25 protein-coding genes (1 of these 25 running past the window's edge) are annotated in these 22,413 nt (G+C 56.0%); 4 read left to right on the top strand and 21 right to left on the bottom strand.

Annotated elements, in window-relative coordinates; translation table 11 throughout:
* Together groL and groES are read right to left on the bottom strand one after the other, a co-directional pair.
* A protein-coding gene (gene groL, locus M655_RS25595; protein WP_005830243.1) for a chaperonin GroEL crosses the window boundary here: on the bottom strand, positions 1 to 1,431 show its 5' portion. Its footprint begins 201 nt before the window's first position; 1,431 of the gene's 1,632 nt are visible here — the first part of the coding sequence; its start codon is at positions 1,429 to 1,431; the stop codon falls past the left edge of the window.
* A 56-nt stretch (positions 1,432 to 1,487) separates the two neighbouring features.
* Entirely contained in the window at positions 1,488 to 1,772 is a 285-nt protein-coding gene (groES, locus tag M655_RS25600; RefSeq protein WP_005830242.1) for a co-chaperone GroES, read from the bottom strand.
* 264 nt (positions 1,773 to 2,036) lie between these two features.
* On the opposite strand from groES, the gene M655_RS25605 reads away from it, so the two are divergent.
* Positions 2,037 to 3,374, top strand: a complete 1,338-nt coding sequence (locus M655_RS25605; RefSeq protein ID WP_007776980.1) for a CAP domain-containing protein — start codon at positions 2,037 to 2,039, stop codon at positions 3,372 to 3,374.
* Between the two features lie 7 nt (positions 3,375 to 3,381).
* Here the strand turns inward: M655_RS25605 and M655_RS25610 are convergent, their stop codons facing one another.
* The 6 genes from M655_RS25610 to M655_RS25635 all read right to left on the bottom strand — a co-directional run bounded on the left by M655_RS25610 (position 3,382) and on the right by M655_RS25635 (position 7,348).
* The gene (locus tag M655_RS25610) at positions 3,382 to 3,792 is read right to left on the bottom strand and encodes a hypothetical protein (RefSeq protein ID WP_007776978.1); all 411 of its coding nucleotides are present in this window, start codon (positions 3,790 to 3,792) and stop codon (positions 3,382 to 3,384) included.
* Positions 3,793 to 3,963: 171 nt separating this feature from the next.
* Positions 3,964 to 4,740 carry a twin-arginine translocase subunit TatC gene (gene tatC / locus M655_RS25615; protein WP_005830239.1) on the bottom strand — a complete coding sequence of 259 codons (777 nt, stop codon included), beginning with the start codon at positions 4,738 to 4,740 and terminating at the stop codon, positions 3,964 to 3,966.
* 18 nt (positions 4,741 to 4,758) lie between these two features.
* Positions 4,759 to 5,118 (bottom strand): twin-arginine translocase TatA/TatE family subunit, encoded by a 360-nt coding sequence (tatA, locus tag M655_RS25620; protein WP_005830238.1) that lies wholly within the window; start codon positions 5,116 to 5,118, stop codon positions 4,759 to 4,761.
* Between the two features lie 41 nt (positions 5,119 to 5,159).
* On the bottom strand, positions 5,160 to 6,161 hold the full coding sequence (locus tag M655_RS25625) for a molybdopterin-binding protein (RefSeq protein ID WP_026558260.1): 1,002 nt from the start codon (positions 6,159 to 6,161) through the stop codon (positions 5,160 to 5,162).
* Entirely contained in the window at positions 6,155 to 6,670 is a 516-nt protein-coding gene (locus M655_RS25630; RefSeq protein ID WP_005830235.1) for a MogA/MoaB family molybdenum cofactor biosynthesis protein, read from the bottom strand. Before M655_RS25630 ends, M655_RS25625 begins: the two co-directional genes overlap by 7 nt.
* A gap of 99 nt (positions 6,671 to 6,769) precedes the next feature.
* Positions 6,770 to 7,348: a 5-formyltetrahydrofolate cyclo-ligase gene (locus M655_RS25635; RefSeq protein WP_005830233.1), complete on the bottom strand. Its 579-nt coding sequence runs from the start codon at positions 7,346 to 7,348 to the stop codon at positions 6,770 to 6,772.
* 106 nt (positions 7,349 to 7,454) lie between these two features.
* Here M655_RS25635 and M655_RS25640 point away from each other — a divergent pair, with 106 nt between their 5' ends.
* A complete protein-coding gene (locus M655_RS25640; RefSeq protein ID WP_026558261.1) occupies positions 7,455 to 9,389 on the top strand; it encodes an ABC-F family ATP-binding cassette domain-containing protein in 1,935 nt (644 codons plus the stop codon).
* Positions 9,390 to 9,445: 56 nt separating this feature from the next.
* Here M655_RS25640 and M655_RS25645 read toward each other — a convergent pair whose 3' ends face one another.
* The 7 genes from M655_RS25645 to M655_RS25675 form a co-directional block, all read right to left on the bottom strand.
* A complete protein-coding gene (locus M655_RS25645; RefSeq protein WP_026558262.1) occupies positions 9,446 to 11,683 on the bottom strand; it encodes a hypothetical protein in 2,238 nt (745 codons plus the stop codon).
* A gap of 339 nt (positions 11,684 to 12,022) precedes the next feature.
* Positions 12,023 to 13,111: a tRNA (adenosine(37)-N6)-threonylcarbamoyltransferase complex transferase subunit TsaD gene (gene tsaD, locus M655_RS25650; protein WP_005830229.1), complete on the bottom strand. Its 1,089-nt coding sequence runs from the start codon at positions 13,109 to 13,111 to the stop codon at positions 12,023 to 12,025.
* Positions 13,111 to 13,566 (bottom strand): ribosomal protein S18-alanine N-acetyltransferase, encoded by a 456-nt coding sequence (gene rimI, locus M655_RS25655; RefSeq protein ID WP_005830227.1) that lies wholly within the window; start codon positions 13,564 to 13,566, stop codon positions 13,111 to 13,113. The genes tsaD and rimI overlap by 1 nt, the downstream gene beginning before the upstream one ends.
* Before the next feature lie 4 nt (positions 13,567 to 13,570).
* A complete protein-coding gene (gene tsaB / locus M655_RS25660; protein WP_025845688.1) occupies positions 13,571 to 14,293 on the bottom strand; it encodes a tRNA (adenosine(37)-N6)-threonylcarbamoyltransferase complex dimerization subunit type 1 TsaB in 723 nt (240 codons plus the stop codon).
* Positions 14,274 to 14,744, bottom strand: coding sequence for a tRNA (adenosine(37)-N6)-threonylcarbamoyltransferase complex ATPase subunit type 1 TsaE (gene tsaE / locus M655_RS25665; RefSeq protein WP_005830223.1), 471 nt, complete (start codon positions 14,742 to 14,744; stop codon positions 14,274 to 14,276). Before tsaE ends, tsaB begins: the two co-directional genes overlap by 20 nt.
* Positions 14,745 to 14,762: 18 nt before the next feature.
* Entirely contained in the window at positions 14,763 to 15,785 is a 1,023-nt protein-coding gene (gene thiL / locus M655_RS25670; RefSeq protein WP_026558263.1) for a thiamine-phosphate kinase, read from the bottom strand.
* A gap of 87 nt (positions 15,786 to 15,872) precedes the next feature.
* Entirely contained in the window at positions 15,873 to 16,334 is a 462-nt protein-coding gene (locus tag M655_RS25675) for a SprT family protein (protein WP_005830220.1), read from the bottom strand.
* Between the two features lie 110 nt (positions 16,335 to 16,444).
* Here M655_RS25675 and M655_RS25680 point away from each other — a divergent pair, with 110 nt between their 5' ends.
* Both M655_RS25680 and cmpA read left to right on the top strand, forming a co-directional pair.
* Positions 16,445 to 16,780, top strand: a complete 336-nt coding sequence (locus tag M655_RS25680) for a hypothetical protein (protein WP_026558264.1) — start codon at positions 16,445 to 16,447, stop codon at positions 16,778 to 16,780.
* A gap of 79 nt (positions 16,781 to 16,859) precedes the next feature.
* Positions 16,860 to 16,982, top strand: a complete 123-nt coding sequence (cmpA, locus tag M655_RS25685; RefSeq protein ID WP_005830216.1) for a cortex morphogenetic protein CmpA — start codon at positions 16,860 to 16,862, stop codon at positions 16,980 to 16,982.
* A 24-nt stretch (positions 16,983 to 17,006) separates the two neighbouring features.
* Here the strand turns inward: cmpA and M655_RS25690 are convergent, their stop codons facing one another.
* From M655_RS25690 to M655_RS25715, 6 genes are all read right to left on the bottom strand, one after another.
* On the bottom strand, positions 17,007 to 19,169 hold the full coding sequence (locus M655_RS25690; RefSeq protein ID WP_025845693.1) for a Tex family protein: 2,163 nt from the start codon (positions 19,167 to 19,169) through the stop codon (positions 17,007 to 17,009).
* A gap of 198 nt (positions 19,170 to 19,367) precedes the next feature.
* A complete protein-coding gene (gene sigB / locus M655_RS25695) occupies positions 19,368 to 20,165 on the bottom strand; it encodes an RNA polymerase sigma factor SigB (protein ID WP_005830213.1) in 798 nt (265 codons plus the stop codon).
* On the bottom strand, positions 20,134 to 20,628 hold the full coding sequence (gene rsbW, locus M655_RS25700; protein WP_005830211.1) for an anti-sigma B factor RsbW: 495 nt from the start codon (positions 20,626 to 20,628) through the stop codon (positions 20,134 to 20,136). The genes sigB and rsbW overlap by 32 nt, the downstream gene beginning before the upstream one ends.
* Positions 20,628 to 20,954, bottom strand: coding sequence for an anti-sigma factor antagonist (locus M655_RS25705; protein WP_005830210.1), 327 nt, complete (start codon positions 20,952 to 20,954; stop codon positions 20,628 to 20,630). Before M655_RS25705 ends, rsbW begins: the two co-directional genes overlap by 1 nt.
* 25 nt (positions 20,955 to 20,979) lie before the next feature.
* Positions 20,980 to 21,981 (bottom strand): PP2C family protein-serine/threonine phosphatase, encoded by a 1,002-nt coding sequence (locus M655_RS25710; protein WP_007776949.1) that lies wholly within the window; start codon positions 21,979 to 21,981, stop codon positions 20,980 to 20,982.
* Entirely contained in the window at positions 21,975 to 22,331 is a 357-nt protein-coding gene (locus M655_RS25715; protein ID WP_007776946.1) for an anti-sigma regulatory factor, read from the bottom strand. The genes M655_RS25710 and M655_RS25715 overlap by 7 nt, the downstream gene beginning before the upstream one ends.
* Positions 22,332 to 22,413: the final 82 nt, after the last annotated feature.

Below are 22,413 nucleotides of genomic sequence, written 5' to 3' on the forward strand. Positions count from 1 at the left end.
TGCGTTGAAACCAATGCCCACTGCTTCTTTTTTCAGGCGCTCTACGATTACAGAACCTTCCAGTCCTGCGTTCGCAGCGATTTGACGAACCGGCTCTTCCAGGGAACGGAGTACGATTTGTACACCTACAGCCTCTTCGCCTTCTACTTTGATTGCTTCTACCGCTTTGATCGCGTTAATCAGAGTAGTACCACCGCCAGGTACGATACCTTCTTCTACTGCAGCGCGAGTAGAGTTCAGAGCGTCCTCGATGCGGAGTTTTTTCTCTTTCAGTTCGGTTTCAGTAGCTGCACCGACTTTGATAACTGCTACGCCGCCAGCCAGTTTAGCCAGACGCTCTTGCAGTTTTTCGCGATCGAAGTCGGAAGTAGTGTCTTCGATTTGTTGACGGATTTGGGATACGCGGCTTTCGATAGCTGCTTTGTCGCCAGCACCTTCAACGATGGTTGTGTTTTCTTTGGTAACCACGATTTTGCCAGCGCGGCCCAGTTGCTCCAGCTTAGTGGATTTCAGGTCCAGACCCAGCTCTTCTGTGATTACTTCGCCGCCAGTCAGAGCAGCGATGTCTTGCAGCATAGCTTTGCGGCGATCGCCGAAGCCAGGAGCTTTCACCGCTACGGCTGTGAAGGTACCACGCAGTTTGTTCACTACGAGAGTAGCCAGCGCTTCGCCTTCCACGTCTTCTGCGATAATCAGGAGCGGTTTGCCGCTTTGTACCACTTGCTCCAGTACAGGCAGAACTTCCTGGATGTTGGAGATTTTTTTGTCAGTAATCAGGATGTAAGGGTTGTTCAGAACCGCTTCCATCTTGTCAGTGTCAGTAATCATGTAAGGGGAAGCGTAGCCGCGGTCAAATTGCATACCTTCTACTACTTCCAGCTCAGTTACGAAGCCTTTGGACTCTTCAACGGTGATGACGCCGTCTTTGCCCACTTTTTCCATAGCTTCTGCGATCAGGTTACCCACTTCTTGATCGTCAGCGGAGATCGCAGCAACTTGTGCGATGGAGGACTTGTTCTCAACTGGCTTCGCGATGGATTTGATTTCTTCTACAGCAGCACGAACAGCTTTTTCCATACCGCGACGGATTACCATCGGGTTAGCGCCGGCTGTTACGTTTTTCAGACCTTCGCGGATCATAGCTGCAGCCAGAACGGTTGCAGTAGTAGTACCGTCACCTGCGATGTCGTTCGTTTTGGTAGCAACTTCTTTAACCAGTTGCGCACCCATGTTTTCGTAAGCGTCTTCCAGCTCGATTTCTTTCGCGATGGTTACGCCGTCGTTTGTAATCAGCGGAGAACCGAATTTTTTCTCCAGAACCACGTTGCGTCCTTTTGGTCCGAGAGTTACTTTCACTGCGTTTGCCAAAGTTTCCACACCGCGGAGCATGGAGCGGCGAGCGTCTTCAGAGAATTTGACTTGTTTTGCCATCTAAAACTCAACCTCCTGTTATGTGTATTGTCGTTCGACTTCCTATGTCAAGAGCCTTAACCGATGATCGCGAGGATATCGGATTCGCGCAGCACGAGGTATTCTTTATTGTCTACCTTTACTTCAGTACCAGCGTATTTGGAGAAGATTACTTTATCGCCTTCTTTTACTTCCAAAGCGATGCGCTCGCCGTTGTCGGCAACACGGCCAGAACCAACTGCGATTACTCGGCCTTCTTGCGGTTTTTCCTTTGCAGTATCAGGCAAAACGATACCGCTTGCAGTCGTTTCGTCTTTGGAGATAGCTTCGATTACCACACGGTCACCCAATGGCTTAAGCACTAAAAACACCCTCCTCAAAAAATGTAGGTAAACAAATTTTTCTGTTGTTAGCACTCACTTGTTATGAGTGCTAACACCCAATTCCTATAATAATGAATCGCTATGTACTTTGCAAGTAGTTTCCCTCATTTTTTCTCAACCGCTAGTCTCCATTTGCAGTTTCTCTAGCAAATGATTTTTCTAGCAAAACGGTTCTAGCAAACAGACCGGCTCATATAAATCAAACAAACGATCAGACAAGCCTGCCAAGGAGGGATATGTTCCATGCATAAATGGCTCTGGATCGGCCTGATTGCCCTCGGTGTGCTGGGAATCAGCCGTTTGTTCTCATCGGACACCACTTCCTTTATACGGGTAAACATCTACCCTTCCGCCATCTTTTGGGACGGACGCCAAATCGCCACTGGCGGAAAGCAAGGGTATTACGTAGAAAGAGGCCAGGAGGTGCCCGCTTCCCTGGAGTATCGGGGAACGCTCTACGTCCCGCTTTCCATGATCGGACGGCACCTGAACAAACCAGTTGGCTGGGACAAAGCCTCTCATTTTGCCTGGGTCGGTCAGCCGCCGACGATCCCGACGGAGCTGCCTGCCGACAACAGCACTTCTCCGGCTGCTCCCAAACCGGACGAGGCTATACCCGCAAGCGCGCCGGCGCCAACTGCTCCGGCAAAAGCTACAGCCACAGACGCCTCTTCGCAGCAAGAGTCCGCTACGCTGTTCGGGCTGACTATCGGGACGCCTGCCGAGGAAGTCCGCAAGCTGCTGGGCGAGCCGGCGCGCAAAGACCCGAGCAGCCTTGGCTACGAATGGTGGGTGTACAACCGCGATCCGGCCCGCTACGTCCAGGTGGGCATCGCCAACGGCAAAGTAGTGGACCTGTACTCTCTCGCTCCGACCGCAATGCTGGGCAACATCGGGGTGGGCAGCAGCCTGCAAGCGCTGGAGCGGCAATACAGCCCGCAAAATACGCTCACCTTTTCCTATATGGGAGCCACCATCCAGATTACCAACCAGAAGCAGCAGCGTCCGCTCGTCATGAAGAACGGCATCCCGCACATTTTTTACCTGGACAAGCAAAATGGCAGCAAAGTGACCGGACTGCGCCTGATCGACACGCAAATGCTATTGCGCGGCGGGTTTTACGAAACGAAATGGTCGTACCAGGGGCAAGCCCCGGATTTCGATCCTCCGGCCTTGAGCGTGGGCGAACGGGAACAGGTCAACCTGGCCAATGAGCGGCAAACGCTCGATCTCGTCAATGTCTCCCGCTACCGCTACAAGCTGCCTCCCCTGCAATGGAACGAGGAAGCTGCAAAAGTAGCCAGAGCCCACAGCCTGGACATGGAAACGAACGATTACTTCGATCATGTTTCCGCGACGACCGGAAGCAGCCCGTTTGATCGTCTGAAGCAGGCCAAAATCGCCTACAGCATGGCGGGAGAAAACATCGCAGCAGGCTATCCCGACGCAATCGAAGCGCATGAAAGCTGGATGAACAGCCCCGGCCACAGGAAAAACATCCTGGAAAAAGACTTCACCCAGCTTGGCGTCGGCGTCATTACCGACTATTTCACCCAAACCTTCCTCACGCCGAGCAAGTAAGCCGCTGTCAGCGCAAACGGACGCTCGCCCTGAGCTGATCCACCGCTCCGGAAAACTCGACTACGACTGTCTCGTATTCTTTGGTGTGCAAAATCAGCCACGGGCGCCTGCCTTCTTTTTTCGGCATGATGACGAACATCTCCGCGATCTCCGTGTCGATGCCAGACGGGGCATGCTGCAACCTCTGCGGCGGTGCCAGCGGGATTTTGACGATCATCACGTGGTCGAGCGACGGATTCAGCTCCAACACGCGCCCGCTTACGGTGCGTAACAGTTGCTGCGCCTCTTTTTGAAACACGTCCGAATTGGCAAACGTCGCGACAACCTGCTGCTTGTCCGAATCGAACAACTCTACCTGCTCTCCGCCATTGGCGGAACCAGCCGAAAAAAACAAGGTCAAGCATAAAATTAGCCACATGTTGCCCTAACACCTCCCCTTCCTAACTTTTCTAGTATCTCCTACCTGTTTGCGGTCATTCGCATCGTGGCTGCTGCCCAGCGGTGACAGCCTTGCCCAGCCGATTTTTTTCATCAAAAAAGACCCGCTGCTATCCGTCCCGATAGCAAGGGGTCTTCTCTGTGATCGTCCTTATCGTACCAGCTCGTCCGTTTCAAAGCCGCCAAATTCTTTTTCCCACTCCGCTTCTTCGCGCAGTTGCTTGCGGTAGACGATGCGCGACAGCCAAATGCTCAGCTCATAGAGCAGCAAAAGCGGGATCGTCACCATAATGTCGCTGACGATCTCGGGAGGCGTCAACGTAATGCCGACTACAGCCAGCCCAAAATAGGCGAACCGTCTCACCTTTGCCAGCCGCATCGGATTGAGGATGCGCAGACGGGTCAGAAACATCACGATAATCGGCAATTGAAACAGGATGCCAAAAGGGATGACCATGTTGAACAGGAAGCCGAAGTACTCAGCGATTCCGTAGTTCGGATCAGCCCCGATGGTCGCGGTCATGCCGGTCATAAACTGCATAATCATCGGAAAAACGACGTAATACCCAAACAAAATGCCCGTGATGAAAAGCAAACAAGCCGCCGGAATAAAGTAAAGCGAACCGCGCCGCTCATGCTCCTGCAAGCCTGGCGAGACGAAGCGCCAGAGATGATAGAGCGCAACGGGCAGCGCTACTACCGCGCCAATCAAAAAGGCAAACTGCATGTAGACGCGAAGAGCATCGGATGGATGCAAGGAAATAATCGGCACGCCATCGGCGATCGGCTCTTGCTTCAAATACTCAATCAACGGACCGGCAAAGAAAAAGCCGGCTATCAGTGCGACAACGAAAACAGCCAGCACCCATATGATGCGCTTGCGCAGCTCCGTTAGGTGTTCAACCACTGTCATTTCCTGATCTTTCATGGCAACCACCTTACCTGATTAGGCCTTCTGCTGCTCTTTTTCCATCTGAAGGCGTTCCTTTTCCAGCTTTTCGCGAATTTCTTTTTCCAGACGCTCGCGCTCCAGGCGTTCACGCACTTCCCGCTCGATTTTTTCGCGGTCAAAGGCGTCCTTCTCCGTGACGACAGCCGTTTTGGCTGGTGCTTCTTTTGCAGCCAGCTCCTTCTTTTTCGCTTCTTCGTCATCGTCGTCGTCGCTCGTCAGGCTGCGCGTTGCGTTTTTAAACTCTTTCAACGTATGGCCTACTGCTCGTCCCAGTTCCGGAAGCTTTTTCGGCCCAAAGAGCACCAGCGCCAACACCAGAATCAAAATTAATCCAGGAATCCCAATCGTACTCATGCTTTTCACTCCTTTTTCCTGTTATTTGACAGTCTAACCAGCTAGCACTTCCGTAAACCGCCATAACCGAGTCTCGTCATGTCGGAAGCGACTATTCGTTCTCCTGCAAGAATGCGCGGCAAAAATACATCGAATGAGGTAAACGGCTCATGCATCACGGCTCCGGGCAGACCGAGGATCGGGACGTCCCCTTTATAGGCGACCATCAGCATCGAGCCTGGCAGCATCGGCGTGCCGTAACGGACCACTTCCGCTCCCACTCCGGCAATCGCTCCCGGCGTCCTGTCATCCGGGTCGACGGACATGCCGCCTGTGACGAGCACCAGATCAACGCCTTCGTCGAGGAACGAAAGAATTTGTTTTTCAATCGCTTCTTTATCGTCCGGAGCAAAACGTTGATCGACTACGGTAGAGCCGAGCGCTTCCACCTTGTTGCGGATCACAGCGCCGAACTTGTCTTCGATCCGGCCGGAAAACACTTCGCTTCCGGTCGTCACAAGGCCGACCTGCTTCTCCTGGAACAGCTTCACCTCGATGATCGGGCCGTCAAACTGCTTAGCTAGCTTCTCCAGCTCCACAATGCGCTCTTCTTCGATAATCAACGGAATGATTCGGGTGGCAGCCAGCGTGTGGCCGGGGTGCACGATCTGATCGCCGTACATCGTGGAGAAGGCAATGCCCTCCAATGCATTAATGGCGTGTACCGCTTCCTCGTTGACTTTGGCAAGACCCGTCCGCGAAGCTTTCATCGAGACTTTGCCCTCGTACGGAGGCGTGAGCGTCAAACCTTGACCGGATACGGCCTTGGCGATCCGGATGCCCGCCTCTTCCTCGTGAATGAAGCCTTCTGGCATCTCCAGCACGTAAATGTGTTCCTTGCCAATGGACAAAAGCGGCTCGATATCCGCCTCCGTGATAACATGTCCTTTTTTAAACAGGCGGCCTTTAAACTCACCAGGCAAAATTTGCGTCATGTCGTGCGGCAGCATCATGCCGATCGCTTCTCGCACCGGAACTTCCCGCATTTTCGGTTTTTCTACCAACCCAATCCTCCCCAATCTTCATTGGCTTCGCCTGTCCCTTGCAAAATGTGCAAAGCATCCGCGAGCATGTCGCCGATGGCGTTGAAACAGATTTCTACCCCTTTTGAATTTCCGGGAAGGTTAATGATGAGCGAGTTGCCGCGTGTACCCGCTACCGCGCGTGTCAGCATCGCCCGTCGGGACTGCTGCAAGCCGGCGCGGCGCATTTCTTCCGCAAGTCCTGGCACTGGTCTGTCAATCACCCAGGCGGTCACTTCCGGCGTCACATCGCGCGGGCTCAGTCCAGTTCCCCCGGTCACGATCAGCAGGTCGCATTTTTCGCGGTCCACCAGCTCAATCATGTTTTCCTGCAGCTCTTCCATATCATCAGTAACGGCACGGTAGACAGCTACATCTACGTCCAGCCAATCCCTTGTCAGATTGCGGATGATGGGAATCCGATCATCAGCCCGGTCCCCTCTGGCAATCGAATCACTCGCCGAGATAACGCCTACCTTCCATTTACCCACAGTTCATTCCTCCGTTTTCTCATTCGTTAGTATTGTACACTTTTTTGTCCATAGTGTAGAGGGCACAACAAGAAAAAGGAACCTCCTGACACAAAACCTTCACGATTGGAAAAAGCCGTTTTCCGTCACCATTCCATCCAGACGAATATCGTGAGGCTCAAGTGGGACATGCTCGACTACCTGCATGGAAAAGCCGACGCCGAGCAAAAAAGGCGGTTTGTCCAGCCCGGCAAGGAACCGATCGTAAAAACCTCCGCCGTAGCCCATTCTGCCGCCCTGCCTGTCAAACGCCACACCGGGCACGACTACGGCGTCCAGGCGGGCAAGCTCTGCTTCCTCTGCCTTTGCCGGGTCCGGCTCCATGATCCCGTACACGCCCTGCTTGAGCATTTCCGGTCCTGTATAGCGGTAAGGAATCAGGCGGCGCTGCTCGACAAGGGCGAGTGGCAGCCATATTTCCTGCCCTCTTTTCATCGCCTCCTGAATGAACGGCAAAATGTCTGCCTCGTCTCCAAAAGGATGAAAGGCCATGATTGCCCCCGCTGCCGCGAGCCGCTCATTTTCCAGCAGATGGCGGCATATCCGGGCAGCGTATTGCTGGCGCTCGTTTGGCGGCATGGCTTTGCGCCTCTCCAAAATATGGCTTCGCAACTGTTTTTTATTCGTTTTTTGGTCCATGGCAACCTCTTCCCTCTCCTTGCCGCACAAGGACCGCCCCCTGAAGGCTTGTCCCGTGCGCCGTCTCTAGGCTACACTTGCATTACTATATAAAGAGGTGAATCAGATGATTTTGCTGCAGGCTGAACATATAGAAAAAACATATGGCATCGAAACCATTCTACAAGACATCTCTCTGCAAATACAAACAGGAGAGCGGGTCGGGCTTGTCGGCGTGAACGGCGCGGGCAAATCGACGCTGATGAAAATACTCGCGGGCGAGCTGAGCTACGACAGCGGGCTGGTCCGCATCCCGAAAGATGTGACGGTCGGCTACTTGGCCCAAAACGGCGGGCTTGAATCCGAGCGATGTATTTGGGATGAGCTGTTGAGCGTCTTCGACCATTTGCGGGCAGAGGAACAAGAACTGCGGGAGCTGGAGGCCAAAATGGGCGACCCGGCCGTGCTTGCGGACGAAAAGCGCTATCAGCAAATTTTGGAAAACTATTCGCTCCGCTCGGAAGAGTTCAAGGAAAAAGGCGGCTACAGCTACGAAGGCGCCATTCGCGGCGTCCTGCACGGCTTGCGCTTTGCGGACATGGACTACCAGACCCCGATCAAGACGTTGAGCGGCGGACAGAAAACAAGGCTGGCACTAGCCAAGCTGCTGCTGCAATCCCCTACGATTCTTTTGCTGGACGAGCCGACCAACTACCTGGATATCGAGACACTCACCTGGTTGGAGACGTATTTGCAAAACTATCAGGGCGCGATTCTCGTCGTCTCCCACGACCGCTACTTCCTCGACAAGCTGGTGACGGTCGTCTATGAAATCGAGCGGACTCGCGCTACGCGTTACGTGGGCAACTACAGCCGCTTCCTCGATGAAAAGGCAGCTCGTCTCGAGCAGGAGCTGAAGCGCTTCGAGAAGCAGCAGGAGGAAATCGCCAAGCTGGAAGACTTCATCGCCCGCAACATCGCTCGCGCCACCACGACCAAACGGGCGCAGAGCAGGCGTAAGACGCTGGAAAAGATGGAGCGCATGGACAAACCGATCATGCACAACAAGTCCGTGAATTTTTCCTTCGACGTAGCCAAAATGAGCGGAACGATCGTCATGAAGGCGAACAACCTGTCTGTCGGCTACCCGGATGCCGTCCTCTCCCGCGGCCTGACGTTTGAAATCGAACGCGAGGAACGTGTCGCACTGGTCGGGCCAAACGGGATCGGCAAGTCGACTTTGCTGAAAACGATTGTCGGGCAACTGAAGGCGCTCGCGGGCGACGTGCATTTCGGCAGCAATGTGACGATCGGCTACTACGACCAGGAGCATCGCAATCTGAATGAGCGCAACACGGTGCTCGGCGAAATATGGGACGAGTATCCGCACATGCTGGAAAAAGACGTGCGGACGCTGCTCGGCAACTTCCTGTTCAGCGGCGACGATGTGCAAAAGAAAATCAGCGATCTGTCCGGCGGGGAGCGCGCGCGTGTCTCGCTGGCGAAGCTGATGTTGAAGCAGGCCAACTTCCTGATTTTTGACGAGCCGACGAACCACCTGGACATTTTCAGCAAAGAAGTGCTGGAAAACGCGCTCTACGACTATCCGGGCACGATCCTGTTCGTCTCCCACGACCGCTACTTCCTGAACAAGATAGCCAGCCGCGTGCTGGAGCTGACGGGCGATGGCGTGACGAGCTACTTGGGCAACTACGATTACTATTTGGAGAAAAAGCAGGAGCTGGCAGAGCTTGCCGCCGAGCAAGCGGCGCAGCCTGTGAAAAAGCAGGGGTCTACTGCCGCAGCCCAACCGGAAAAATCGTCCTACGAGCTGGACAAGGAAGCAAAAAGGCGCGAGCGTCAACGCCAGCGCCGTTTGGAAGAAATCGAGGCGACGATTCAAAAGCGGGAAGCCGACATCGTCAAATGGGAGGAAGAGCTGTGCCTCCCGGAAATCTACAGCGATCACGTGCAAGCCAAAGAGCGCAACGACCTGATCCAAGCCGCCAAGCAGGAGCTGGAGCAGTTGTACGACGAATGGAGCACGCTGTCGGAGGAATAGCGACTGTCTGACCGCATGAACGTATGCAGGCGGTGTCGTCGCGCTTCACTTGCGACTCACGTCGAGCAGCGCTCCTGTGTCGGCTCCTCCAGCGCCGCGTACAGAGCGGGCACGACGAGAAACGAAATGCAGGTCGCAGCGGTCACGATTCCCGAGTCGTTGAGCGCAAGTCCCGCCAGCGCTCCAGCAATGACGCCCGCGAAGCCTTTTACCAAATACGGCGTATCCTGTGCCAGATGACGGAGAAAGCGGTCGTTTTTCAAGGCGAGCAGCCCGAGTACGATGAGCGAAACGGCAAACACCTTGCTCCAGATCGAGACGCGAATCAAACGCAAGTTCATCGCCAGCTTCCGCTCGACCATCTGCCCGATCTCCGCCCACTCGCCTGCCATTATTTGCTGGGCTACTCTACCGACGTGAGTGGGAGGCTGATCGGAAACGAGGCTCGCCGCCATCAACCCTATAACGCCAAGCATGAGGCCGCCTGCCAGAAGCAGGAGGCCTTTTTTGCCTATGCGCCAGCCGTGCAGCCGGGAAAAGGCGACAAAAAAGCCGACCAGCCCGGCGAGAAAGCCGCCTGCGTCCGTGCCCAAATCCGGCGCGACCATGTAGTACAGGACAATGCCGCACATAGCGGCCGAGGCAGCAGGCAGCAGCAGGCTCGCCCCGAAAAGCGCCCGGCTCCGCTCCCGGTAAAGCTGGTACAAGGAAGCGACCAGCATGATCGTTCCTCCGATCATGACGCCTTCGTATTCATTGCCCAAGCCGTAAAAACGCGCCCCGATCACCGGGTCGTAGCCGAGAAACGACTGCCGCATCAGCGTTGCCCCCGACCAGCCGTCGAGCAGCAAGGCGGCAACGGTTACGGCGCTTGCGGTCAGCGTGACGCGGGCAAGGGAGTGGTTTTCCTGCCAAAAGGCCGCTGCCAGCGCGGCCATAATCAACGCCCCGAGAACGACTGAACCGTGAACCTGCCAATCGAGCAAACTCTCGGCCAACAGCAAAAAGGGAAACCAGAGCAGCGCGAGCAGCGCCAGACGGACACCTCTGCGTATGCGGGACAAGCCTGCGCCTTCTCTTCTCCTGCCCCACAGCCACAGCAATGCCGCGAACGCCAACGTCACAATTTGCAGCATGACGTACGTATAGAGGACAGAAGAGCGCGTGGCGTACGTATGATGAATGTTCTCCACCTGATGGCTCAACAGCGGCAGCGTCCCCCTCTCCGTGCTGTGCATGACATGACCCGCCAAGCCTTTCGGAACAGGCACGTCCAGCCAGGACAACACCGTCGGCAATACGTCAAGTCCGCTTACCAGGCCGGCCTGCCGCGTAGTCGCTGAGGTCAGCAGCCCCGCTCCTTCTCCTGACCAGCTCAAAAGCGGCGACAGCAGCGCCTTTTCTTTTACGGCTACCGGGTTGACTGCTGGCGACACGAGCAGCACCAGTTGGTTTTCCCCGCGCGCGGAGAGCAGCTCGTCGAGAAACTGCGACAGATCGTGCAAAACCCGTTGATACTGTCTGGCAAACTGTCCCGGCTCCATGTCCGGGCCAAGCTGGTACAGGCGGGACAAGTCGGAAAGCTGTACCGCAATCAGGCCGGATATGCGGTCTGCCCGAATCTGCTCGCGCAAGTAGCTGTAATTCGTTTTCACCCCGAACGGATAGCCCTGCGCGAACAACGTGCTTTTGCCGGACACATCCCCTGCCGGAACTCTTCCCTCCTGGTCCATGGCAAACAGGACAGCGTGCCGCTGCCTGGCTTCCTCGACATCGCCGTTGCCGTAGGAAGCTACCCGAATCTTGTGCGCGGCAAGCGTCGTGCCCAACAGCCCAAGCCGGGAGGAATACGGTTTGTCCCGGTTATCCTCGTGCAGCCGGAAAATACCGGGAAAAACGATGGCAGAACGCGCCAGGTCCTGCGCTTGGTAACCGCCCAGCTCCTGCATCCGCTCTCCTGCCGTCTCTTTGGGGGAGAGCGCTTCTTGCGGGTGATAGGCCGTACCGCTGCGCTCGGTGTAAAGAGCCTGGGCGCCGCTGCCCATCAGCAAGTAACCGTTGGCCGCTGTCCGTGGCCCCGGCGTGCGCATGGATAAGGCACCTGCTGCCGCCTCGCCGATCCATTTATCCACAGGCGGCAGGCGTTTCAGCTTTTCCAGATCGGAAAAAGACAGCCCGTCTACAAACAGCACGACGACCTGGCGCTTTTCGTTGGCAGCAAGCGAATTTCCGCAATTTGTATGAGCAAACAAAATCAGGATGACCAAGAAAAGCCACACGAATTTTGTCTTCACGGCGTACCTCCTGTTGATAACCAGAGTCTTTTATCCACATATTCCACAAAATAATCCACAGGCTATACGTGAATTTCCCGGCCATTTTTCGCGTTATCACCAGTATTCACAGGCGACTGTGAGAACAACCCGGAAAGTTATCCTGATCTTGTGGATAATGCTGAAAACGCTTGGGCAACAGCAGGAACGAGGGCGGAATCAAAGGCGGCGCACAGCTCTCCTGGCGGGGAGAGACTGGCAGCAAGTTCTTTTCCCACGGTCGGGCTTTCCAGACGACAAGACTCGCGGAACGCAAAAAAGCCCATCCCCGCAAGGAATGGACTTTGCTGTTCGATCCAGCTACTGCTCGTTTTCGTTCAGCGACAACCCAGGCACGCCGTTCAAATCGAGCGCGGCGAACTGCCCTTTTTCATACTTGATATAGCCTGCTGCCGCGATCATGGCGGCGTTGTCCGTGCAAAGCGACAGCGGCGGGATGACGAGCGGGATTCCTTCCGCCTCGCAGCGTGCCTGCAGCCGTTCCCGCAGACCGCGATTCGCTGCTACGCCGCCTGCCAGCAGCACTTGCTTCGCCTGGCAGGCACGCACTGCGCGGATCGTTTTTTCCACCAGCACCTCTGTTACGGAGTCCTGGAAGCTCGCGGCCAAGTTCGCCGGCTCAATCGTCTCTCCCCGCTGCGCGGCGTTGTGCAGTGTGTTGAGTACCGCCGACTTCAAGCCGCTGAAGCTGAAATCGTACGAGTCTGGCTCCAGCCAGGAGCGCGGCAGCGGCACATTCGCTACCCCTTCGTGCGCGAGTCTGTCGATGTGCGGCCCGCCGGGATACGGCAGATTCAGCGCGCGCGCTACCTTGTCGTAGGCTTCGCCAGCGGCGTCGTCCCGCGTTTCTCCCAAAATCTCGAACTGGCCGTGCTCCTTCATCCAGACGAGTTCGGTATGGCCGCCGGAGACGACCAGGGCGATGAGCGGGAAGTTCATCTCAGCCACCAGCCGGTTCGCGTAAATGTGGCCTGCGATATGATGAACGCCGATGAGCGGGATTCCGCGCGCCAGTGAAATGGCTTTCGCCGCTGCCACGCCAACCAGGAGCGCGCCCACGAGGCCAGGGCCATAGGTCACCGCAATGGCGGAAATGTCCTCCAGCTTTTTGTCTGCTTCTGCCAAAGCCTGCTCGATCGTCAGCGTGATGTTTTCCACGTGCCTGCGGGAAGCGACTTCCGGCACGACGCCGCCGAAGCGCTTGTGAATATCGGCTTGAGAAGCGATGACATTGGACAGCACCTCCCGGCCATCGCGGACCACAGATGCCGAAGTCTCGTCGCAACTGGTTTCAATCCCTAAAATGTACACGGGCGCGCCAGACTTTTTCTGCGCCTCGTAAGCTTCTTGTATGCGCATCTCGTAGCGCGACGTCTTGGTCTTGTTCATTACAAAGTCACCCACATAATGATTGCGTCCTCATTGTTATCCGAATAGTATCCTTTGCGCACGCCATGCTCCCGGAAGCCGAGCTTGGTGTACATGTTGCGCGCTACGGTGTTGGAGGGCCGAACTTCCAGCGTCATGCTTTTCGCTCCAAACATTCTCGCGACTCCCATCATCTTAATCATGAGCCCCAGGCCGATTTTTTTCCCGCGAAACAGCGGATGTACGGCCACGTTGGTAATATGGGCCTCATCAACCACGATCCACATGCCACAGTATGCGACGATCCGATTTTGGTGGACGACGACGACATAGCGGGCGTTCGGGTTTTTCGTCAGCTCGTTGACGAACGCTTCATGCGGCCAGGGGGTGGAAAACGACAACCGTTCCAGCTCGGCCACAGCCCCGACGTCCTGCATCGTCATGAAACGATATTCCAGGTCAATTGGTTGGCTCATGCTTCTACTCCTTTACGGCCCCCGCCTGCTTTTGGGCAAGCCACTTCGCTTCTGCCTCCGCTAGCTGCAAATATTCAGGGACAAGCTCGTGCGCACTGCCTCCGTCCTGCAGTCGGCGCAACGCCGCATACCCGATGTGGGCTGCGCGCGGGTGGTTGGCAGCAGGAGAGGCAAACCGGGCCTGCTCCCCCAGCTCCTGCTCAATCGCCTTCCGATGAATCCGCACATCTTCGCCTAAAAACAAAACAGGCTCTCCCTGCGCCAAGTCCCTGAGCTGCGGCAGCCACTCCTGCAGCAAGACGATTTTCTCCTTCTCCTGCGCTTCTACCGATTCCAGGCCGTTTGTGCGGTAGCAGCCCGCGTACACCTGTCCCCGGCGAGCGTCAAACAACGGCACGATCAGCCCGGGAAAGCCCAAGGCATTCATGGCGACAACCTCCAGGCTGGACACGCCGATGACAGGCACATTCAGCGACCAGGCCATGCTTTTTGCCGTAGCCACCCCGATGCGCACTCCTGTATAGGAGCCTGGTCCGTTCGCTACCCCAAAGCCGCTCAGTTGCTCGGGAGAAGTTCCGGTCGCATCCAGCAGCTCGCTGATGCAGTCCATCAGCCTCACCGAATGGTTTTTTTGCTGGTTCGTCGTCATTTCGGCGAGGACGCGCTCCTCCTCCACAACCGCAACGCTCAACACCAGATTGGATGTATCAATCGCCAGTACGCGCATCAAAATCAAACTCCTCACACAATTTCACGTAACGCTCTCCCTGGGGACAAAGCTCGATGCTCCGCGCTTCCTCGCCTGCCGTGCGCAGATAGACCGTCAGACGATCCGCCGGCAAGTAATCCGCAAGCAGCGAAGCCCACTCTACCACACAAACCCCTTCGCCAAAAAAGTAATCGTCCAGGCCGAGAGAATCGGGATCATCGCCCACGCGGTAGACGTCCATATGATAAAGCGGCAAACGCCCCTGATATTCTTTTATGATCGTAAACGTCGGACTGTTCACTACCTGGCGAACGCCAAGTCCGCGCGCCAGCCCTTGGGTAAACGTCGTCTTTCCGGCCCCCAGGTCGCCTTCCAGCGCCAGGAAGTCGCCTGGCGCCAGACTTTTCGCCAGTTGCTCGGCAAAGCGCTGCGTTTCCTCTGCGCCCGCAAGCTTCCAAGTATAGCCCATTTTTCATCCACTCCTCGCTTACTCGCGCTGCCTGAAATGATTGTAGCCTGCCTTGGGCAGATCGGTGCGGCTATCGCCCGAGCGCAGGGACAGCTTCGGCTGGGCGGGCTTGCCTTCCTCCACCTCGCCAATGACGGTCAGCAAAATGCCTGCCGCCGCGAACCTCGCACGCACCGCCTCCACCTGGCTTTTTTCCAGCGTTCCTACCAGTTGATAGTCCTCTCCGCCGTAAAACGCCCACTCCAGCGGGTCTTTTCCGCTCAGAAGCGCATAGGCGCGAACATCCTCCCTGACAGGAATCTTGTCCGCATCGACGCACATGCTGACGGCGCTTGCCTCGGCGATCTCCCACAGCTCAGAAGCCAAGCCGTCGCTCACGTCATTTAACGCCCCGCACGCCCCCGATTCCAGAAGCAGCCTGCCCGCCTCCACCTGCGCGCGGGGGCGCTGGTGGGCTTCTATCAGTTTCGCCCAGCGACCCGACGGCTCAACCGTTGTCTGGTCACCGTGCAGCAGCACATGCAAGCCGGCGGCAGAGCTGCCTACATGGCCGGTCACAAAAACGACCTGCCCCGGCCGCGCCTGCGAGCGGCGAATCGCGCGCCCTTTTTCCACTTCACCCAGCACCGTGACAGACAAGTGCAGCGCATCCGGTGCAGAAACCGTATCACCGCCGACCACCCTCACGTTGTACGCTTCACACGCAGCGTAGATGCCGTCGTAGATACCCTGGCATTCCTCCGGCGTCCAGTGCGGCGCCACGGCGATGCTGACCAGCGCATAGCGGGCGTAGCCGCCCATCGCCGCGACGTCGCTTACGTTGCTCGTGACCGCCTTGTAGCCGATGTCGCTTGGGCTCATTGTTTCTTTTAAAAAATGGACCGTCTCAACCATCGCGTCACAGCAGGCCACGACTTCCATCTCTGGCGCAGGAGAAAAAACGGCGGCATCGTCCCCGATCCCGACAGTCAAGCCGTCTCCTTCCTGTCCGTCCGAACGGCTCGTCCATTGCCGGATCAGGGAAAATTCATCATGTGCCACCGCAAACGCTCCTTTTTTGCATAGTGAGTCCATTATACCTCTGCTGTCAAAATGCGTGCAAGAAAGCCGGTGCCCACAGCGAAGCCGCTACTTCTTCAGCTCTCGCAGCTCCAGCCCCCCTCTGCAGCGCCCGCAGCGATAGCGGGAAGGGTCCATTTTGCGCTTGCGTTTATACGTCATCCCGCACGCCCGGCAGACGAGCTCATAGCGATAAGGCAAAACCGTGCGTCCCGTGCCGACCTGCTGGCAATACCGGCTTCCGCCGACTTGGGCAAGCAGCCTGCGAAAGTCCTGGTCTGCGTGGCGATAGCCTTTTTTCTCCAGGTGCAGGTGATAGTGGCACAGCTCATGCTTGATGATCGCAACCAGCTCCGCCTCTCCGTGCTCCTCCAGATGTTTGGGATTCAATTCGATGTCGTGAGAGCGCAGCAAATACCGCCCGCCTGTCGTGCGCAGTCTGCTGTTGAAGCGGGCCCGATGGCGAAACGGCTTGGCGAAAAATTGACTGGATATTTGCTCCACCAGCTTTTGCAATTCCGTATCGGTCATGTCCTCTCTAACGCTCCTCTCTACTGTTCACGATAGCAGTTCCTGTTGAAAAGTGCCAGATAGATGGGCTACACTGGGTGGAAGAAAAGTAGATTGGTTTGGAGGAGCTTATGCGCTATTTGATTTTGCAGGAAAAAGTCGGGCTGAAGTTCGTTGCGCTGCCACAAACGCATATGTACCAGCTTGTTGCCCTGTTCAAGCGACTGCACAAGGAGATCGACAAGCTGACCATCACCGATCGGCCTGAGCTGCCGACCGTTCTGGCAGAGTGCGCTGACCTGGAGCTTCTGGGAAGCGAGCTGGCTATCGTGGATGGACTGGATTACGTCAGCAGTCTGGAAGAGCGTTTCGCTGCTCTCCCGGAGAGCCAGTACCCTTTGATCTCGCTGTTGACCGAGATTCGCGCCCTGCAAGCCCAATTGGAATTTTTGCGTGACGAAGAATAAGTTTTTTGGAAAATAAGTACCTCCTGGTCGCCTTTGTGCATACATTGCCAATAGGCGAATAATTCCAGGAGGTACCTACATGCCCCAGTGGATGCGTAAGCAGTTGCAGCGTGCCTTCAGCGGGAAGGACGTTCGACAAATTCGTTTGCTGAACAGTTGCTGGTTCTTATATTGGGAAAAACATGGCGGCCGTCCCGAGTAGCAGGAGGCCGCCTTTTTATGTGTCTTACGCCTCGCCAGGAGCGATCATGGTCAGCCCCACGCGCTGGCGTTTTTCGTCGATCTCTACGACCCACACGTCGACGATATCTCCCACGGTGACGACGTCGAGCGGATGCTTGACGAAGCCTTTTTTCAGGCGAGAAATGTGGACGAGGCCGTCATTTTTCAAACCGATATCTACAAACGCGCCGAAGTCGACCACGTTGCGGACGGTGCCTTGCAGCTTCATTCCGACGCCAAGGTCAGAGAGCTGTAGCACATCGCTGCGCAAAAGCGGCTTCGGCAGCTCGTCGCGCGGGTCGCGTCCGGGACGCAGGAGGCTTTCCACGATGTCTGTCAGCGTCGGCACGCCGATTCCGAGCCGCTCTGCCGTCTGCTCGATATTCAGCGACTGCAGGCGCTCCTTGCAACGCTCGCTGCCGATCTCCTGCGGCGCAATCTCGATCATCGCCAGCAGCTTGTGCGTAGCCGGGTACGACTCCGGGTGAATCGGGGTCTTGTCCAACGGATCGGTTCCCCCGACGATGCGCAAAAAGCCGATACACTGCTCATACGTCTTGGCTCCCAGCCGCGGGACCTCCTTCAACTGGGCGCGCGACGTGAACATGCCGATCTCTTCGCGCTTTTTCACGATGTTGCCCGCTACCTGTTTGCTGATGCCGGAAACGTATTGCAAAAGCGAAGGAGAAGCGGTGTTGACGTCTACCCCGACGTGGTTGACCGCCGATTCGACGACAAATTGCAAGCTGTCCGCCAACTTCGCCTGGGATACATCGTGCTGGTACTGGCCTACGCCAACCGATTTCGGGTCGATTTTGACCAACTCGGCCAGCGGGTCTTGCAGACGCCGCGCGATGGAGGCAGCACTGCGCTCCGCCACATCGAGGTCCGGAAACTCTTCCTTGGCCAGCGCGGAAGCCGAATACACCGACGCCCCCGCCTCATTGACGATGATGTACATCACCTGGCGCTTCAACTCTTTCAGAAGGTTGGCAATGAACTGCTCGGTCTCCCGGGAAGCTGTACCGTTGCCGATCGCGATCACACTGACGTCATACTTTTCGATCAGTTGCCGGACTTTGGCCGAAGCCTCTGCCACCTTGTTTGCCGGAGGGGTCGGGTAGACTACCGCTACTTCCAGCAGCTTGCCCGTCTCATCGACGACTGCCAGCTTGCAGCCCGTCCGGAATGCCGGGTCGACGCCCAGGACGACTTTGCCTTTGACGGGAGGCTGCAGCAGCAGATTGCGCAAGTTTTCCGCAAAAATGTGGATGGCCCGTTCTTCTGCCACCTCTGTCAGCTCCGCGCGCACCTCACGCTCAATCGACGGGGCGATCAGGCGCTTGTACGCGTCTTCAATCGTCTGTTCCAGCAAAGAGCGCACGACGGTGTCGCGGGGAATGAGCCGCCGCTGCATCCAGGCCAAAATTTCCGCCACAGGCGCTTCTACCGTCACCTTCAAGATGCCTTCGCTCTCGCCGCGGTTGATGGCGAGCACGCGGTGCGGAACGACCTTTTTCAACGGCTCGCTGTATGCGTAGTACATTTGATAGACGTTTTTCTCGTCTGCTTCTTCCGCCTTTTGCTCGGTCAGAAGCAGCCCTTTTTGCACGGTGCGCTGGCGAACCCACTGGCGGATATCCGGATCGTCGGAAAAGTGCTCGGCGACGATGTCCATCGCCCCCTGCAAGGCTTGCGCGATCGTGTCTACGCCTTTTTCCGCGTCTACGTATTTTTGTGCTTCCTGTTCGGGATCGCCTGTCTTGGGCAAGCTCAGCAAGTAGTTGGCGAGTGGCTCCAGCCCTTTTTCCTTGGCCATCGTCGCACGCGTGCGGCGTTTTTGCCGGTACGGCCTGTAGAGGTCTTCCACCTCTTGCAGCTTCGTCGCCCGCTCAATCGCTGCTTTCAGCTCTTCCGTCAGCTTGCCCTGCTCCTCGATGAGCCGGACGACTTCTTCTTTTCGTACTGACAAGTTGCGCAAATAACGCACGCGTTCCTCGATCGCCCGAATTTGCGTTTCGTCCAACTGCCCGGTCATCTCCTTGCGATAACGGGCAATGAAGGGAACCGTATTGCCTTCATCCAAAAGGGCAACCGTGCGTTCCACCTGATGAGGTTTGACGCCCGTATCCTGGGCGATTGTCTGGATCATCAATGTAAGCTCCATACATTCCTCCTGCGCTCGTACTTCGCCGTTTATTGTACCACATTTGCTAGCAACGTCTGGAAAAGCGTTAGAAAACTTGGCTGCGCCAAGCCATTGACGCAGCCTTAGTTGCCCTTACACTGGATAAGAATCTTATAAATTCTTATCTGTACAAAAAAAAGAGGCGCACACGCCCCTCTTCCCATTTTCCCGTTATGTCTATGTCGCTGTCTTTGCCGTTTCCAGTTGTTCTACCCGCAAAGCCTCCCGCAACTTGCCCAGCGCCCTGCGCTGCAAACGGGAAATGTGCATCTGGGACATGCCCATGATGTCTCCGGCCTGCTTCTGGCTCAAATTTTGATAAAAGGTTAAATGTATGATTTCTTTTTCGCGCTTGTCCAGAACGTGCAGTGCCCGGTCGAGCATCAGGTTTTGCTCGACTTGTCCGTAGCCCGCTTCCTGCTGGCCGACGAGGTCCAGCAGTGTGATCGTGTTGCCGTCGTTGTCTGCTTCCAGCTCGCTGTCCATCGACAGGGAATGGTAGCTCCGCCCCATCTCCAGCGTTTCCAGGACAGCCTCTTCCGTCACGCCCAGACAGCTTGCGATGTCTGAGATTTGCGGCGAACGCTGCAGCTTGGCTGTAAGCTCGTCCACCACACGCTTGATCTTGGGGCTGAGCTCCTTCACGCGACGCGGAACGTGCACGCTCCACGTCTTGTCCCGGATATACCGCTTGATTTCCCCGACGATGGTCGGGATCGCAAAGCTTTCAAACGTTCTGTCGAAGGAAGGATCGAACCGGCGCAAAGAAGCCAGCAAGCCGATCATACCCACTTGAACGAGGTCTTCGTACATGACTTGTCCGCGCACAAACTTTTTGGCCAACGTCTCTACCAGAGGAGTATAGGCTGTCACCAGTTGCTCCTGCAGGCTGTCATCTCGCGTCTGCCCATACAGGTGAATGAGCTGCCGCAGCTCCTCCGGACTATACTTCCGTTTCCGAGCTTGTCCAGTCATCGCCAGCCACCCCATCCCGCCGAACATACTTGGTCATGGAGACCGCCACTCCCGATTCAGAGCGAATCACGACTTCATCCATGAGCGTGTGGATCAGATAAAGCCCCAGACCTCCCTCATCCAGATCCTCCAGGTCTCTGCCTGCAAAAATCGGTGTCAGTTGTTCCGGCATCAGTTCACTCGCAAACCCTACGCCTTGATCGCTTACCTCGATACACAGACGATCCCGGCAAACCTGACATTCTATGTGGATAAAGCCAAGCTCTTCTTTTTGCTTGTACGCGTGTTTCACTGCATTCGTGCACGCTTCCCCTACCGCCAGCTTGATGTCCTCAATCTCCTCATAGGAAAAGCCCATGCGATTCGCGATCCCGGACACAGTGAGCCGCGCTACGCCCAAATATTCCGTCTGATTGGGCAGCGTCAACCGGATCACGTCAGCTTGAGGTTTTTGTTGAGCCATTACTCGCTCTCTCCTTTGCGGATGGCAATATGTTCGTACAAGCCCGTGATGCGAAACAGCCTTTCCACGCGTGGAGACAACTTTTGAACCTCAAACGCGCATTCCTTTTGCTTGCACGCTTTCATGACCGCGATGAAAATTCCTATGCCCGTGCTGTCCATGTACTCGACGGCTTCCAAATCAACCAAGAGGTGGCTTGTGCCTGGCTCATTCGCGAGGGACATGAGCGTCTCCTTCACTTTTGGTCCGGTATGCGCGTCAATATCGCCCCCGAGGACCACTCGATGCTCTGTTTCCTGGCTGGTTGTTTCCAAAAACAAATCCATCGCCATCTCCCTCCTTTGCATTGCTTCATGTTCTGCGAAGTACGATCATGGTGTAATCATCCAGCAGTTCAAATTGGGAGAGCGTAAGCAGCCTGTTGTACAGGGCGTTCGCCATTTTCTGGGCATGGACGCCCACTTCGGCTTGCATCTGAAGTACGAGCTCATCCCTTTGCAAATAATATCGGCTTTTTTTGCATTCTGTTACACCATCCGTCAGAAGAATCAGAACATCTCCCGGTTCCAGGCGAACCTCCTGCACTTCGTATTCACTGTTCGGGCTGAGTCCCAGCACGGAGCCTTGGCCCGCCAAATCGTAAAACGCGCCTTCCGCAGCCCGGTACAAAAAGCCTGGCTCGTGCCCCGCCACTGCGTAACGGAAACAATGCTCGTGTGTATCGTAAGACCCGTAGAGCATGGTCACAAACATGCTGGGGTCGATATTGCGCCCGACAATCCGGTTGAGGTGGTGAAGCATTTCGTCAGGGCCAAGCGGCATTTCCCGCAAGCTGTCTATCGCGTATTTGAGCATGGACATGCACATGGCCGCGGAAATGCCTTTTCCGGTAATATCTGCGACAGTCAGGCAAAACCGCTCTGCATCCTGGCAAATAAAATCGTAGTAGTCCCCCGACATTTGCTTGGCGGCTATGCTGACAAGGCCAATTTCCAGTCCGGGGTAAACGGGCAGTTGGCTCGGCAAAAGCGTCTGCTGCATCGTCTGCGCCACGGTCAGCTCTGCCTCCATCTGTTGATGCCGGCTTCGCCAGCTATGTACGGATCGGTGTTCATTGCCGTATTCAATCATCACTTCGGTCAGGACAGAAAAGGAGGCACGCACGAACTCCGGTACCTCCCCCAGCTTTTCCAATGCCCGCCCATGCATGTCTGTCAGTTCCTCTGGCGAAACATTGCGCGCGAGCAGCCATTTGCCCATCTGCTGGGCGACGTATAGCTGATCCTCGCCTGGGCCGTTCAGGTAATCCCGAAGAAGCTTTACGTACTCTTCTTCCAGGCTTCGGGTTACCATCTATCTACCCCCTCCTCTATCGGGCTGTTCCACTTCACGACGACAACACGCGTGCCCTCGCCAGGAGAGCTGTGGATCTCAAATTCATCCATCATCCGCCTGACCCCAGGCAGCCCTGCTCCTAGCGCACCGGAAGTGGAGTAGCCGTCTTCCAATGCCTTGCGGATGTCCGGGATTCCCGGCCCCGCATCTATTGCTGTCAACTGCAAGCCGATCACACCGTTTTGTTCGATCGGCGCTATGGTAATCGTCCCAGTGCCCGCGTACAAAAAAATGTTGCGAGCCAGTTCAGAGATGGAAGTGGCGATTCGGGACTGCATGATTGTACCGAAGCCGAGCTGTCTCGACATATTTCGCCCCACTTGCCTCGCTGTCACTATGTCTGCTTCTCGTTCTATCTTGATTGTCTCAGGACTACAGCTCTGCCACAAT

This window comes from Brevibacillus sp. NSP2.1 (genome assembly GCF_000470975.2).
Taxonomy (GTDB): Bacteria; Bacillota; Bacilli; order Brevibacillales; family Brevibacillaceae; genus Brevibacillus; species Brevibacillus agri.